General features: G+C 61.9%; 17 protein-coding genes. 2 read left to right on the forward strand and 15 right to left on the reverse strand.

Annotation, left to right across the window (positions count from 1 at the left end):
• Nucleotides 1–122: 122 nt before the first annotated feature.
• From LB564_RS02960 to LB564_RS02995, 8 genes are all read right to left on the reverse strand, one after another.
• Complete coding sequence (locus LB564_RS02960; RefSeq protein ID WP_140701420.1) at nucleotides 123–890, reverse strand: DeoR/GlpR family DNA-binding transcription regulator; 768 nt, start codon at nucleotides 888–890, stop codon at nucleotides 123–125.
• A 127-nt stretch (nucleotides 891–1,017) separates the two neighbouring features.
• The gene (locus tag LB564_RS02965) at nucleotides 1,018–2,430 is read right to left on the reverse strand and encodes a pyridoxal phosphate-dependent decarboxylase family protein (RefSeq protein WP_224534816.1); all 1,413 of its coding nucleotides are present in this window, start codon (nucleotides 2,428–2,430) and stop codon (nucleotides 1,018–1,020) included.
• Nucleotides 2,431–2,506: 76 nt separating this feature from the next.
• Nucleotides 2,507–3,238 carry a peptidase gene (locus LB564_RS02970; protein ID WP_140701422.1) on the reverse strand — a complete coding sequence of 244 codons (732 nt, stop codon included), beginning with the start codon at nucleotides 3,236–3,238 and terminating at the stop codon, nucleotides 2,507–2,509.
• Nucleotides 3,239–3,269: 31 nt separating this feature from the next.
• Nucleotides 3,270–4,064: a transglutaminase domain-containing protein gene (locus LB564_RS02975; RefSeq protein ID WP_224534817.1), complete on the reverse strand. Its 795-nt coding sequence runs from the start codon at nucleotides 4,062–4,064 to the stop codon at nucleotides 3,270–3,272.
• A 61-nt stretch (nucleotides 4,065–4,125) separates the two neighbouring features.
• On the reverse strand, nucleotides 4,126–5,067 hold the full coding sequence (locus LB564_RS02980) for an alpha-E domain-containing protein (RefSeq protein ID WP_224534819.1): 942 nt from the start codon (nucleotides 5,065–5,067) through the stop codon (nucleotides 4,126–4,128).
• A gap of 124 nt (nucleotides 5,068–5,191) precedes the next feature.
• On the reverse strand, nucleotides 5,192–6,604 hold the full coding sequence (locus tag LB564_RS02985; protein ID WP_224534820.1) for a circularly permuted type 2 ATP-grasp protein: 1,413 nt from the start codon (nucleotides 6,602–6,604) through the stop codon (nucleotides 5,192–5,194).
• A 171-nt stretch (nucleotides 6,605–6,775) separates the two neighbouring features.
• Entirely contained in the window at nucleotides 6,776–7,012 is a 237-nt protein-coding gene (locus tag LB564_RS02990; RefSeq protein ID WP_010909609.1) for an Lrp/AsnC family transcriptional regulator, read from the reverse strand.
• Nucleotides 7,013–7,093: 81 nt separating this feature from the next.
• Nucleotides 7,094–7,717: a DsbA family protein gene (locus LB564_RS02995; protein ID WP_224534822.1), complete on the reverse strand. Its 624-nt coding sequence runs from the start codon at nucleotides 7,715–7,717 to the stop codon at nucleotides 7,094–7,096.
• A 182-nt stretch (nucleotides 7,718–7,899) separates the two neighbouring features.
• Here LB564_RS02995 and LB564_RS03000 point away from each other — a divergent pair, with 182 nt between their 5' ends.
• A complete protein-coding gene (locus LB564_RS03000; RefSeq protein ID WP_224534824.1) occupies nucleotides 7,900–8,319 on the forward strand; it encodes a DUF4864 domain-containing protein in 420 nt (139 codons plus the stop codon).
• Between the two features lie 20 nt (nucleotides 8,320–8,339).
• On the opposite strand, the gene tgt is transcribed toward LB564_RS03000, so the two are convergent.
• From tgt to coaD, 7 genes are all read right to left on the reverse strand, one after another.
• Nucleotides 8,340–9,470: a tRNA guanosine(34) transglycosylase Tgt gene (gene tgt / locus LB564_RS03005; protein ID WP_224534827.1), complete on the reverse strand. Its 1,131-nt coding sequence runs from the start codon at nucleotides 9,468–9,470 to the stop codon at nucleotides 8,340–8,342.
• Nucleotides 9,463–9,732: a hypothetical protein gene (locus LB564_RS03010; protein ID WP_135880445.1), complete on the reverse strand. Its 270-nt coding sequence runs from the start codon at nucleotides 9,730–9,732 to the stop codon at nucleotides 9,463–9,465. The genes tgt and LB564_RS03010 overlap by 8 nt, the downstream gene beginning before the upstream one ends.
• Complete coding sequence (gene queA / locus LB564_RS03015; protein ID WP_224534828.1) at nucleotides 9,722–10,807, reverse strand: tRNA preQ1(34) S-adenosylmethionine ribosyltransferase-isomerase QueA; 1,086 nt, start codon at nucleotides 10,805–10,807, stop codon at nucleotides 9,722–9,724. Before queA ends, LB564_RS03010 begins: the two co-directional genes overlap by 11 nt.
• A gap of 6 nt (nucleotides 10,808–10,813) precedes the next feature.
• The gene (locus LB564_RS03020; RefSeq protein ID WP_224534830.1) at nucleotides 10,814–11,263 is read right to left on the reverse strand and encodes a DMT family transporter; all 450 of its coding nucleotides are present in this window, start codon (nucleotides 11,261–11,263) and stop codon (nucleotides 10,814–10,816) included.
• Between the two features lie 12 nt (nucleotides 11,264–11,275).
• Nucleotides 11,276–11,788 (reverse strand): peptidylprolyl isomerase, encoded by a 513-nt coding sequence (locus LB564_RS03025; protein ID WP_015317720.1) that lies wholly within the window; start codon nucleotides 11,786–11,788, stop codon nucleotides 11,276–11,278.
• A 26-nt stretch (nucleotides 11,789–11,814) separates the two neighbouring features.
• Complete coding sequence (locus LB564_RS03030; protein WP_224535410.1) at nucleotides 11,815–12,309, reverse strand: peptidylprolyl isomerase; 495 nt, start codon at nucleotides 12,307–12,309, stop codon at nucleotides 11,815–11,817.
• 111 nt (nucleotides 12,310–12,420) lie between these two features.
• Entirely contained in the window at nucleotides 12,421–12,921 is a 501-nt protein-coding gene (gene coaD, locus LB564_RS03035; RefSeq protein WP_224534832.1) for a pantetheine-phosphate adenylyltransferase, read from the reverse strand.
• Between the two features lie 193 nt (nucleotides 12,922–13,114).
• On the opposite strand from coaD, the gene LB564_RS03040 reads away from it, so the two are divergent.
• The gene (locus LB564_RS03040) at nucleotides 13,115–13,267 is read left to right on the forward strand and encodes a hypothetical protein (RefSeq protein WP_019858284.1); all 153 of its coding nucleotides are present in this window, start codon (nucleotides 13,115–13,117) and stop codon (nucleotides 13,265–13,267) included.
• Nucleotides 13,268–13,278: the final 11 nt, after the last annotated feature.

The raw sequence follows: 13,278 nt of genomic DNA on the forward strand, positions 1-13,278 counted from the left end.
GTTCCTCCACGATTTCGCATTGCACCATTTTTGTCTTTTGCGAAACCGTGGCGGAATTATTTCGAACTCATAACGAATGTCAAACGAAATATCACAAGCCCGTGAAACAGCCGTGAAAGCGCTTAGCCGAGCGACGTCTCGATCAGTTGAACCTCGGCCTCCTGGCAGATCCTGCGCACCGAGGCAATGTCGCAGCGGTCGGTGATGAAGGTGTTTACCTGGGACAGATGGCCGATCCGCACCGGCGCCGTACGCTCGAATTTGGTCTGGTCGGACACCAGGATGACATGCCTTGCATTGGCGATGATCGCTTGCGCCACCTTCACCTCGCGAAAATCGAAATCGAGCAACGCGCCATCATGATCGATAGCCGAGGCGCCGATGACAGCATAATCGACCTTGAACTGCCTGATGAAATCGACCGCCGCCTCGCCGACGACGCCGCCGTCGGAACCACGCACAACCCCGCCCGCGATCACCACCTCGATCGACGGATATATGCGCATCCTATTGGCAACATTGATGTTATTGGTGATGACCATCAGACCGTTGTGGTCGAGCAATGCCTTGCTGACGGCTTCCGTCGTGGTGCCGATGTTGATGAACAGCGAGGCGTTGTCGGGGATAAGCCTGGCCGCCGCGCGGCCGATCGCTTCCTTCTCGTCGGCCGCGATCTTGCGCCTTGCCTCATACTCCATGTTCTCGATGCCGGACGGGAACAAAGCGCCGCCGTGGATGCGCGAAAGCAGGCGCTGGTCGCAGAGATCGTTGAGATCCTTGCGAATGGTCTGCGGCGTCACGTTGAAATGGGTCGCCAGATCGTCGACCAGCACACGGCCATTGTCCTTGGCCATCTGGATGATTTCGGCATGGCGCGGCGACAGATACATTTCACAACCTCCCCTTTTCGTTTTTCTTGATTATAACTGAAAACGAAAACGATGAAAGGGTATAAGCCGGCTAATGGAAATCACATGATTGCAAAGGCAAACTCCGGCACAACTCCACAAGCCCGGTTCAGGTCAGGCTACGCGCGATTTCGGTGATGACGGCAAAAGCCGAATCGACATCGGCGGCGGTTGCCTCGAACTGGCCGACCTGGAAGCGGATGGCGACGCGGCCATTCACACTGGTCTGCGTCAGGTAGATGCGGCCGTCATCGTTGATGGCATTGACCAGGCGAAGATTGTGACTGTCGGGCTCGGTGCCGGTGGGAGCGGCATGGCGGAATGAAAACAGCGACAGCATCGGCTCGGTGACGATCTCGAAATCCGGCTCGCGGGCGAGGCGCGCGGAGAGGCCTTCGCTCCAGGCGACATGGTTGCGGATCATGGCGCGCAGATTCTCCAGCCCGTGGGCACGCAGCAGGAACCAAAGTTTCAGGGCGCGGAAGCGTCGGCCGAGCGGCACCGACCATTCGGAGTAATTGATGATGCCGTCGCGGCCATGTGTCTTGAGGAATTCGGGCTTTATGGCCAGCGTGCGAACGAGGTCCTCGGGCTGGCGAATGAACTGTATCGAGCAGTCGAATTGCGCGCCCAGCCATTTGTGGGGGTTGAAGACGATGGAATCCGCCAGCTCGGCGCCGGCCCAGAAATGGCGAAACTCCGGGCAGATCATCGCCGACCCGGCCCAGGCGGCATCCACATGCAGGTAGAGCCCGTGCCGCCCCGCGACCGTCGCGACCGCTGCGATATCGTCCGTGCCGCCGGTGCTGGTGCCGCCGACGCTGGCGACGATGCCCGCGGGCAGCATGCCGGCTTTCCGGTCGGCGATGATGGCCGCTTCGAGAGCCGCCGTATCCATGGCGCGAAAACGGCCGGCGACCGGAATGCGCACGAGATTGTCCTCGCCTATGCCTGACACCCAGATCGCCCGATCGATCGAAGTGTGCACCTGATCCGAGCAATAGACGCGCAACCGCTCCTGCCCGGCCAGTCCCTTTTTGTTGCCCTGCCAGTCCAGCCCCCGCTCGCGCATGGTCAGCACCGCATTGAGCGTCGCCGAAGAGGCCGAATCCTGGATGACGCCGGAAAAGCCTTCCGGCAGGCCCAGCGCCTGGCGCATCCAGTCCACGGTGCGGGTTTCGAGCTCGGTTGCGGCCGGCGATGTCTGCCAGAGCATGCATTGCGCGGCCATCGCCGACACCAGATACTCCGCCACCACCGAGACCGGCGCCGCGTTGGCTGGAAAGTAGGCGAAGAAGCGCGGATGCTGCCAATGGGTCATGCCCGGTACGATCTTGGCTTCGAAGTCGGCGAAGATCCTGTCCATCGGTTCCGGGTCTTCGGGTGGCGACGCTTCAATGCTCCTGAAAATGTCGCCCGGCTCGACCCGTGGCCGCACCGGCCGCTCACGCAGATTGTTGCGGTAGTCGGCGCCCCACTCGGCGGCGCGATGCGACCATTGCCGGAAATCGTCGTTGTTCATCCTGCCCTCCCCGCATGATCGCCACGCCAGCACCCATCGCCCGGCTTTTAAAAAGAGCCGCGGACTCCGCGGCCTCCTAGCCAGGGAAATCTGGCAGGCTGGCGAAGGCCGTCTTCAGCGCATTCGACCATCCGTCGGAGATCGTGCGGTAATAAGGATCGTCCTGCCCGATCCGCTTCTTCAGCCCAACCTTGAAGGCATCCTGCTCCAGGAAGAGCAGGTCGAGAGGCAGGCCAACCGACAGGTTGGATTTCAACGTGGAATCGAACGACACCAGAAGCAGCTTCACCGTCTCGGCCAGGCTCATCGTGCGCTCATAGGCGCGGATGATGATCGGCTTGCCATATTTGGTCTCACCGATCTGGAAGAACGGCGTGTCGTCGGTCGATTCGATGAAATTGCCTTCGGGGTAGATCATGAACAGGCGCGGCGGGCTGCCCTTGATCTGCCCGCCCAGGATGAAGGAGGCGTTGAAATAGGAATCAGCCTTTTCGCCGGCCGGCGACGATTGCTCGATCACCTCTTTCACCGTGTCGCCGACCAGCCGCACCGTCTGGTACATGGACGGCGTTTCGAGCAGCTTCTCGTGACGGTCTGTCACCGCCTTGGTGCGCTCGTCGAGCAGGCTGACCACCGCTTGCGTCGTCGCCAGATTGCCGGCCGACATCAGCACGATGACGCGCTCGCCCGGCTGCTCCCAGACATGCATCTTCTTGAAGGTCGAGATCGAATCCATGCCGGCATTCGTGCGCGTGTCCGACATGAACACGAGCCCGCGATCGATCTTGAGGCCGACGCAATAGGTCATGGAATCTCTTGAAACGGTAATCCCTGGGGGATTACTGCTCTACCGTGACCGTGACCGCAAGCAGTTCTTCCGCCTGTCCCAGTCGAATTCCCGACACCGGCGAAGCGTCGCGATAGTCGCGGCCGGTGGCCACCTTCACATAGCGTTCGTCGGGAGAAATACCGTTGGCGGGATCGAAGGCAACCCAGCCGAGGCCCGGAACATGCGCTTCGGCCCAGGCGTGACTTGCCGCCTGCTCGACAGCCGCATCCATCATCAAATAGCCGCTGACATAGCGGGCCGGAAACCCCATCGCACGCGCCGCGGCGGCAAAGACGTGGCTATGGTCCTGGCAAACCCCGGTTTTCAGCACCAAGGCTTGCTCGGCCGACGTCGTCGCATTGGTGGTTCCTGGCGTGTAGGCGACGCGCTCGCCGATGGCGGCCATCAGCCGATGCAGTCTTTCAAGGTCGGTGCCCTTGCCGACCGCCTCGGCAAGGGCACGGATGCCGTCGCCTATGGTGGTCAAGGCGGTCTCCTGCGCGAACAACCAGAGTGGTGCGAAGCCCTGATGCGGCCCGCAAACACCCGACGTATCGCGCGTCACCACCTCGCCCGACGCCTCGACCGTAATGAAGTCGTGGTCACCCTCGACGCTCAACAGCCTGGTATCGTTGCCGTAGTGGTCGGTAAATCGCACCTCCTCGCGCGCGCCTTCGACCTTTAGCGCCCAGGACAGCACGGTCTGCGTCGGCCCGCTCACGGGCAGCAGACGAAGCCGCTGGAGCAGATATTGCACCGGCGCGTCGTAGCGGTATTCGGTCCGGTGGGTGATTTTCAGCCGCATGGCTATCTTCCGTTCGCGTGCATGATCTCTAGCGAAAACCGGTGTCCACGTTCAATCATGCTCAATAAAACCTGTAGTCCAGCGCGATCTCGTCGCCGAGCCTTGTGTTATCGCGAATGAACCCGGCCAGGAACTCATGCAGGCCGGCGTCGAATATGTCCTTGATCGACCCCGCCCTCAGCATCGCCTGCGTTTTCTCCGCCGTCGCGTGGCAGGCATGGCGCTCGCCATAGTCATCGGAGAGAAATTTCAGATGTTCCGCCAGGAAGCGATAGCAGAAGGTCAGCGATCGTGGCATGCGGACGTTGAGGATCAGGTAGTCGGCAATGTTGGTCGGCTTGTAGTCGGCATCGTAGACCCAGCGATAGGAGCGATGCGCCGACACCGAGCGCAGGATCGATTCCCACTGGTAATTATCAAGGCTGGAGCCGACCCAGGAGATCGACGGCAAAAGCACATAGTATTTCACGTCGAGGATACGCGCCGTGTTGTCTGCGCGCTCGACATAGGTGCCGAGCTGCGAGAAATCGAAGATCTCGTTGCGCAGCATGGTGCCGTAGAACGAGCCACGGATCAGCGCCGTCTCGCGCTTGATGGCGTCGAGCACGCTTGGCAGGTCGCGCTCGTCGATCGGCCTCGCCAGCATCCGCTTCAACGCCATCCATGCTTCATTGATGCTTTCCCACGTTTCGCGTGTCAGCGCGGTGCGCACCATGCGGGCATTGTTGCGGGCCGTCTCGATCGACGACATCGTGCTCGACGGGTTCGAGGTGTCGCGCAACAGGAAATCGGAGACATTGGAGGCGGTGTAGTCCTGGTATTTCTGGGTGAAGGCGGCATCGGAGCCGGCACTCAGCAGGACCGAATTCCATTCCTCCGACGCGCTTTGGGTGCGGGTCAGCGCCATCCGCAGGCCGGCATCGACCAGCCGCGCCATGTTTTCCGCCCGCTCGATGTAGCGGTTCATCCAGTAGAGCCCGTTGGCGGTGCGGCCTAGAAGCATGTCAGGCCTTTCGGGCTAGTGAGCAGGGAATAGTGAGTAGGAAATCGCAAGCGCTTGAATCTCAATAGAATATGGCATTTCGTCCCTCTTTGCCTCACGACTGACTAGTCCCTACGCACTCATCTCAATCATCCAGCACCCAGGTATCCTTGGTGCCGCCGCCTTGCGAGGAATTGACGACCAGCGAGCCTTCCTTGAGCGCGACGCGCGTCAGCCCACCAGGTACGATCTGGATGCGGTCGGAAACCAGAACATAAGGCCGCAAGTCGACGTGACGCGGCGCCAGGCCCTTTTCAGTCAGGATCGGGCAGGTTGAGAGGGCAAGCGTCGGCTGGGCGATGTAATTAGACGGTTTGGCCTGCAGCTTCTTGGCAAAATCCTGGCATTCCTTCTTGGTCGCCGCCGGCCCGACCAGCATGCCGTAGCCGCCCGAGCCATGGACTTCCTTGATCACCAGTTCGTGGATGTGTTCGAGCACGTATTTCAGGCTGTCCGGCTCCGAACAGCGCCAGGTCGGGATGTTGCCGAGGATTGCCTTGCGGCCGGTATAGAATTCGACGATCTCGGGCATGTAGGAATAGATCGCCTTGTCGTCGGCAATGCCGGTTCCCGGCGCGTTGGCGATGGTGATGTTGCCGGCGCGGTAGATATCCATGATGCCGGGTATGCCAAGCGCCGAATCCGGCCGAAAGGTCAGTGGGTCGAGGAAGGAATCATCGACGCGGCGGTAAAGCACGTCGATCTGCTTGTAGCCTTCGGTGGTGCGCATCGCGACATGGCCGTCGACGACCCGCAGATCCTGGCCCTCCACCAGTTGCACACCCATCTGGTCGGCCAGGAAAGCGTGTTCGAAATAGGCGGAATTGAAGCTGCCGGGTGTCAGCACGGCGATGGTCGGCGCGCCCTTCGTGCTCTGCGGGCGAACCGCCGCCAGCGACTGGCGCAGCAGCTGCGGGTAGTTCTCCACCGGCCGCACCTTGATCTTCTGGAACAGCTCGGGAAAGAGCTGCATCATCGTTTCGCGGTTCTCCAGCATGTAGGAGACACCGGACGGGGTGCGCGCATTGTCTTCCAGAACGTAGAATTCGTCCTCGCTGATGCGCACGATATCGACGCCGATGATGTGCGTGTAGACGCCGGCCGGCGGCCGCACGCCGATCATCTCCGGCAGGAAAGCCTCGTTTTTGGCGATCAGGTCCCGGGGGACGCGGCCGGCGCGCAGGATTTCCTGGCGATGGTAGATGTCGTCGAGGAAGGCGTTCAGAGCCTGCACGCGCTGCTCGATGCCTTGCGTCAGCCTGCGCCACTCATTGCCTGAAATGATGCGTGGGACGATATCGAATGGGATCAGCCGTTCGGAGGCTTCCTGCTCGCCATAGACGGCGAAGGTGATGCCGGTCTTGCGGAAGACGCGTTCGGCGTCCTGCATCTTCTCGGTAAGCCTGGCTGGATCCTGCTCCTTCAGCCAGCGATCGTAAGCCGAATACGGTCTTCTCAGTCCGGATACCTCCGGAAGCATTTCATCGAACGCTGCCAATCGCATACTCCCCTGTGACGCCATTTCACTGGCGTCGCCCGAGAAAATCAAGCGCAATCGATGATTTGGGGTAAGCGGACGATCAGTATGTTGCGGCTGCCTAAAATTAAGGCAGCCGCAACAAGCGCTTGATCAGCCTTTGCCTCGTGCCCGGGCAAGCGCCTCGAGCTGCTAGAAGGCGCGGAAGGTGACGACGGTGAACGTGTCCTTGATGCCGGGGAGAATCTGCACCTTCTCATTGACGAAATGGCCGACGTCTTCCTCATCGTCGACATAGAATTTGGCGAGCAGATCGTAATTGCCGGCGGTGGAGTAGATTTCCGAGGCGATCTCGGCGTCGGCAAGCGCGCTGGCAACCTCATAGGATTTGCCCAGCTCGCATTTGATCTGCACGAAAAACGCCTTCATGGCTTCGTCCCGCTAAACTTCCAGGTCCAAGCGGCCCTTCTGGCAGACTGGAGGCGGGCTTTCAAGCGTTGGAATCCGCACTTAGCCGGCGCGAGCCCTGGCCACGGCCTCGCGCAGCTCCGCAACCGGCATGCCGCGCTTGAACAGCCTGCCACCGATCACCAATGCCGGCGTACCCTGCAGCCTGAACGCCGCGGCCTGGGCGTCGTTGCGCGACAGCAAGGCATCGATCCGCGGCTGGTGGCCGGCGAGACCGGTGCGCGCCTTTGCAACCTCGACGCCGACAGATCCGAGAATATCGTCGGTCCGACGCTCGGAAAGCCCACGCTCATTGGCCATCAGCGCATCCACCGCGGCTGCATAGCGGTCGCCGGCCGACAAAGCCATCCTTGCGGCGTCGCGCGAGACATCGCCAAAGATCGGCCAGTCCTTCATCACCAGCCGGATGCCGCCATCCTCGGCCATCAGCTTCTTCAGCTCGACAAAGACCAGCTTGCAGATAGGGCATTGATAATCGACGAATTCGGCGATGGTCACATCGCCCTCGGGATTGCCCAGTGCCGGGATCGCCGGATCGAAGGCCACCTCGGTGACAGTCGGTGCCGCCCTCGCCCAGGCCGGCAGCGGCGCCAGGGCGACAAGACTGGCGGCACCTTTCAGCAACAGGCGTCTACCAACCGGATGCGTGAAAATCATGTGTCCCATTGCACGCTCCTTCCCCGAATGTACGATGAGCGCCCCATCTTAAAGGAGGCTTAAGCATAAGGAATCCGGCGGGACGAGTACGAATATCGGCGGCCGCTGAAACCGTGAAGCGCCCTCGCGCGTATGTTAGGATGTCTCCTGAAAACTTCTGGAGGCGGTTCGAGGGACGGCGGAGACAGGCCATGCGCCGCGGCATTTTCGCATTCGCGTTCGTTTCGCTCATGCTGGCTTCCCCGGCATTTGCCGGAGATGCCGAGGTCCAGGCTGGCCAGGCCGTCATCGACGGTCAATTGAAGGCGCTCATCGCCAATGACGGCGCCAAGGCCTACAGCTTCGCCGCTCCGAACGTGAAGCAGGTCTTCCCGACCGTCGATGCCTTCATGAACATGGTGACCAATGGCTACCCGCCTGTGCGCAAGCCGCAGTCCTACGCTTTCGGCAAGGTCGAGCAGACTGGTCCCGGTTCGATCGTCCAGCAGGTGCTGATCGTCGGTCCCGACGGCAAGGATTATGAGGCGGTCTATACGCTGCAGCAGCAGCCTGACGGCACATTCCAGATCACCGGCTGCAGCTTGCGGGCATCGAACTCGCTCAGCACCTGAACGGCTACGGCACCGGGGCGTTACAGCGCCGGGATATCGCCCCTGGCCCAGCCCTCGGTGATCTCGGCTCCACGCGCCTCGAAGGCGCCGGCTTCGATCGCGGCCCGGATGTCCTGCATCAACTTCTGATAATAGGACAGATTGTTCCAGGTCAGCAGCATCGCGCCCAGCGCCTCCTGCGAACGCACGAGATGGTGTAGATAGGCGCGCGAATAGGCGCGCGCGGCGGGGCAATCACTTTCTTCGTCGAGCGGGCGCGGATCGTCGGCATGCCGGGCGTTGCGCAGATTGACCTTGCCGCGCCTGGTATAGGCAAGGCCGTGCCGGCCAGCCCGCGTCGGCATCACGCAGTCGAACATGTCGATGCCGCGCGCCACTGATTTCAAGATATCGTCCGGCGTGCCGACGCCCATGAGATAGCGCGGCTTGTCCGCGGGCAGTTCGGGACAGGTGATGTCGAGCATGTCGAGCATCACGGCTTGCGGTTCGCCGACAGCCAGGCCGCCAACCGCATAGCCCTTGAGGTTCATCGCGCCCAGTGCCTGCGCCGAACGCACCCTGAGTGTTGCATTGTCACCGCCCTGCACGATACCGAACATCGCCTTGCCCGGCTGGTCGCCGAACGCCGTCTTGCAGCGCTCGGCCCAGCGCAGCGACAGTTCCATGGCGCGCTCGATCTCTTTCAATTCGGCCGGCAGCGCCGTGCATTCGTCGAGCTGCATCTGGATGTCGGAATCGAGCAATCCCTGGATCTCGATCGACCGTTCCGGCGACATCTCATAGGCGGCGCCGTCGATATGCGAGCGGAAGGTGACGCCCTTTTCCGTCAGCTTCCTCAGCTTCGACAGCGACATCACCTGGAAACCGCCGCTGTCGGTCAGGATCGGGTGCGGCCAGCGGGCGAATTCGTGCAGCCCGCCAAGCCGCGCCACGCGCTCGGCGCCGGGGCGCAACATCAGGTGATAGGTGTTGCCCAGGATGATGTCGGCGCCGACGCCGCGCACCTGGTCCATATACATGGCCTTGACCGTGCCGCCGGTGCCGACCGGCATGAAGGCCGGCGTGCGGATTTCGCCGCGCGGCATGTCAATCAGGCCACGCCGCGCCCTTCCGTCGGTCGCCAGAACCTTGAAGGTGAACGTCTCAGCCATTGAATTCCTTGTCGTGGACCGGGGCATCCGGCGCCTGCCTGTCGAGCGACTGGCGGTATTGGATGCAGCCGCGCATAAATTTTGGCCAGGGCGGCACGGCGATCGCCGGCTCGGTCTTTTCAGGCAGCAGGTCCCACAGGTCGGGGTGATGCCAGCAAAGATCATGGCCCGAAGTATCGCGGTGGGCGCGGATGCCGGCGCGCAGCTTTTTCACTTCCGCGACAAGGCTTTCGCGATCGAGGGTTTGCAGATCATCGTCCATCGTTCTCCTCCCTGAACAGAAGACTGGCGTCTCCATAGGAATAGAACCTGTAGCCGCTCTCGATGGCGTGCGCATAGGCCGCTCGCATCGTGTCGAGGCCGCTGAAGGCCGAGACCAGCATGAACAATGTCGAGCGCGGCAGATGGAAATTGGTCATCAGCATGTCGGCGGTGCGAAAACGGTAGCCGGGCGTGATGAAGATATCGGTGGGGCCGGACCAGGCAGCGAGCTTGCCGTCCTCACGCGCCGCGCTCTCCAGCAGGCGCAACGACGTCGTACCGACGGCAATGATACGCCCGCCCCTCGCCTTGGCCGCGTTGAGCGCCCTGGCTGTCGCTGCGCTGACCGAGCCGATCTCGGCGTGCATCTTGTGGTCTGATGTATCGTCCGCCTTCACCGGCAGGAACGTACCGGCGCCGACATGCAGCGTGACGAAATGGCGCTCGATCCCCTTGGCGTCGAGCGCCGCGAAAAGCTCCGGCGTGAAATGCAGGCCGGCGGTGGGTGCTGCTACCGCACCTTCCTCCCGGGCATAGATGGTCTGGTAATCGGCGCGATCGCGCTCGTCGTCATCGCGCTTCGAGGCGATATAGGGCGGCAGCGGGATGTGGCCGACGGCGTGCAGCGCCTCATCGAGGAAAGGCCCCGCTAGGTCGAAGCCAAGCAACGCTTCGCCGCCCTCGCCCTTCTCGATCACAGTCGCGTCGAGCTGGCCGAGGAAACAGGAATTGCCATCATGGCCGAAATGGATGAGGTCGCCGGCGGCAATACGCTTGCCCGGCCGCATGAACGCCAGCCATCGATCCGGCGCCACGCGCATGTGCAGCGTGGCCTCGACCTGCGCCTCTGCCCCGCCACGCCGCCTGATGCCCTTGAGCTGTGCGGGGATGACCTTGGTGTCGTTGAAGACCAGCACGTCGCCGGCACGGAGCAAGGATGGCAGGTCGCCGACGGTCCGGCCTTCCAGCCCTTCGCCCGGCTTGACCACCAGCATCCTGGCGCTGTCGCGCGGTTCCGCCGGGCGAAGCGCGATGCGCTCCTCCGGCAGGTCGAAGTCGAAGAGGTCGACGCGCATCGGGGCTCAAAACAACCGGACGAGCAGCGCTCCGGCCAAGAGCAGCACTGCCCCGGCGATGCGGCCGAGCGAGATTTCACGCACCGCGACTCCAAGGAAGCCGACGCGGTCGATGAGCACGCCGGCGAGCAACTGACCAGCCACCAGGAATGCCATCAGCGCGGCGGCGCCGATGCGCGGCGTCAGGATGGTGGAGAGCGTGACATAAAAGCCGCCGAGCATGCCGCCGGCGACGAACAGCCATGGCGCCGGGGCCTTCCAGTCGAGCGAGATGCCTTGCAGCTTCACCACGGTGACCGAGATGATGCCAAGCACGATCGCACCCGACAGGAACGAAAACGCGGCCGCCGCGACCGGGAGACCCAGGCCGCGCGCCAGCTGCGAGTTGATCGGCGCCTGAATGGCAATGAAGGCGCCGGACAGGATGCCGAGAAGGGACCAGACGACGCCCATCATTGTCGTTTCGCCTTACTTGACGTCCGCCGCGACCTTCAGCGACACGATCTTGTCGGGATCCTGCACCGGCTCGCCGCGCTTGATCTTGTCGACATTGTCCATGCCTTCGATGACCTGGCCCCAGACCGTGTACTGGCGGTTGAGGAACGCGGCATCGTCGAAGCAGATGAAGAACTGCGAGTTGGCCGAGTTCGGGTTCTGCGAACGGGCCATCGAGCAGGTTCCGCGGCCGTGATTGGCGTTGGAGAATTCAGCCTTCAGGTCGGGCTTTTCCGAGCCGCCCATGCCCGCGCGCGACGGCGCGAAGGAGGGCTTGCTCGAATTGCCGAACTTGACGTCGCCGGTCTGCGCCATGAAGCCCTCGATGACGCGGTGGAAGACCACGCCGTCATAGGCGCCTTCGCGCGCCAGTTCCTTGATACGGGCGACATGGCCGGGGGCCAAATCGGGAAACAGTTCGATGACGACCTTGCCCTTGGTCGTTTCCATGATGAGCGCGTTCTCGCGGTCCTTGATCTCAGCCATGTCAGATATCCTTTTGTAAAATGGAACTATTTGTCGGCGGCGATGCGCACCTTGATCATCCGGTCGGGATCGGTGACCGTGCCATTGTCCGCCTCGTCGCCCTTCTTGATCTTGTCCACCAGGTCCATGCCGCTGACGACATTGCCGACGATGGTGTACTGGCCATCGAGCGGCGGTGCCGGTGCGAACATGATGAAGAACTGCGAATTGGCGGAGTTCGGATCCTGCGAACGGGCCATGCCGACCACGCCGCGCTTGTAGTGCTCGGTCTGCGAGAATTCGGCCGGCAGATCAGGCAGGTCCGAGCCGCCGGTGCCGACGGCCTGGGCGTTAAATCCCTTCTCCATGTTGCCGAACTTGACGTCGCCGGTCTGCGCCATGAAGCCGCCGATGACGCGGTGGAAAGCGACATTGTCATAGGCATGATCACGCACGAGCTTCTTGATCTGCGCGACATGCTTGGGTGCCAGATCAGGGCGCAACGCAATGGTGACGTCGCCGCCCTTCAGCGTGATGATCATGGTGTTTTCCGGGTCGGCGGCATAGGCCGAGACCGATGCGGTCACGAGACCGGCAAGCACGACGAGGAACGAGGCAAGCTTCTTCAGCTGCATGGAAGGTCTCCGGAATTTCTATTTCGCGAATTTGGCGGTGAGCGCGCCGGCAACGGCAGCCGGCACGAAGGGGCGGATGTCGCCACCCATCGAGGCTATCTGGCGCACAAGTGTGGCGGTAATGGTGCGCACCGACGGGCTGGCGGGCAGAAAAACGGTCTGCAACTCCGGCGCCATGGTCTCGTTCATGCCAGCCATCTGCATCTCGTAGTCGAGGTCGGTCCCGTCGCGCAGGCCGCGGATCATGATCGAGGCCCCCTCTCTCCTGGCGGCGTCGATAACCAATCCATCGAAGGCGACAACCTTGATGCGGGCGCCATCGCTGCCAAATTCCGCCTTGGTCGCGGTTTCAATCAGCCTCACCCGTTCCTCGAAGGAAAACAGCGGCTTCTTGCCCGGATGAATGCCGATCGCGGCATAAACGATATCGGCAACCGCCAGTGACGCCTTCAGCACATCGAGATGGCCATTGGTCAGCGGGTCGAAAGAGCCGGCATAGAGGGCGATGCGTTCGGTCATGGCGCAGCTTCTAGCGAGCCTCTCTCACAAAGGCAAATCCGATTGGCGCACGGGCCGTGAACCTTTTCCGGCACATGAACGACAGATGAACACGCTGATCACGAAGCCTTCACGCAGCGTTCACTAGGTTGCACCTTAATAAGATGAAACCAAAATCCCATCTATCCGTTGTAAGGCGCAGGAGAACACGCATATGCTGATCTACATGCTCGCCACCGCAATGACCGTCGCCATGCTGATCGCCACAGTATTCGGGCTGCATCAGGAGGCACAGCGCATCCGCGTCAAGGCAACCACCAAGCGCTTCGAAGGCTTCGGCCCGCGCAAGCCGTATCGCCACTACTAAGTCAATCTCGC

Source organism: Mesorhizobium sp. ES1-6 (genome assembly GCF_020164775.1).
Lineage (GTDB): Bacteria > Pseudomonadota > Alphaproteobacteria > Rhizobiales > Rhizobiaceae > Mesorhizobium.

Coding starts and splice junctions, on each gene's coding strand:
- coaD (WP_224534832.1), bottom strand. CDS start 12,921: ATGACCGAACGCATCGCCCTCTATGCCGGCTCTTTCGACCCGCTGACC.
- LB564_RS02980 (WP_224534819.1), bottom strand. CDS start 5,067: ATGCTTCTAGGCCGCACCGCCAACGGGCTCTACTGGATGAACCGCTAC.
- LB564_RS02970 (WP_140701422.1), bottom strand. CDS start 3,238: ATGACCTATTGCGTCGGCCTCAAGATCGATCGCGGGCTCGTGTTCATG.
- LB564_RS03040 (WP_019858284.1), top strand. CDS start 13,115: ATGCTGATCTACATGCTCGCCACCGCAATGACCGTCGCCATGCTGATC.
- queA (WP_224534828.1), bottom strand. CDS start 10,807: ATGCGCGTCGACCTCTTCGACTTCGACCTGCCGGAGGAGCGCATCGCG.
- LB564_RS03025 (WP_015317720.1), bottom strand. CDS start 11,788: ATGGCTGAGATCAAGGACCGCGAGAACGCGCTCATCATGGAAACGACC.
- LB564_RS03010 (WP_135880445.1), bottom strand. CDS start 9,732: ATGGACGATGATCTGCAAACCCTCGATCGCGAAAGCCTTGTCGCGGAA.
- LB564_RS03020 (WP_224534830.1), bottom strand. CDS start 11,263: ATGATGGGCGTCGTCTGGTCCCTTCTCGGCATCCTGTCCGGCGCCTTC.
- LB564_RS03030 (WP_224535410.1), bottom strand. CDS start 12,309: ATGATCATCACGCTGAAGGGCGGCGACGTCACCATTGCGTTGCGCCCT.
- LB564_RS02995 (WP_224534822.1), bottom strand. CDS start 7,717: ATGGGACACATGATTTTCACGCATCCGGTTGGTAGACGCCTGTTGCTG.
- LB564_RS02990 (WP_010909609.1), bottom strand. CDS start 7,012: ATGAAGGCGTTTTTCGTGCAGATCAAATGCGAGCTGGGCAAATCCTAT.
- tgt (WP_224534827.1), bottom strand. CDS start 9,470: ATGGCTGAGACGTTCACCTTCAAGGTTCTGGCGACCGACGGAAGGGCG.
- LB564_RS02975 (WP_224534817.1), bottom strand. CDS start 4,064: ATGCGGCTGAAAATCACCCACCGGACCGAATACCGCTACGACGCGCCG.
- LB564_RS02960 (WP_140701420.1), bottom strand. CDS start 890: ATGTATCTGTCGCCGCGCCATGCCGAAATCATCCAGATGGCCAAGGAC.
- LB564_RS02965 (WP_224534816.1), bottom strand. CDS start 2,430: ATGAACAACGACGATTTCCGGCAATGGTCGCATCGCGCCGCCGAGTGG.
- LB564_RS03000 (WP_224534824.1), top strand. CDS start 7,900: ATGCGCCGCGGCATTTTCGCATTCGCGTTCGTTTCGCTCATGCTGGCT.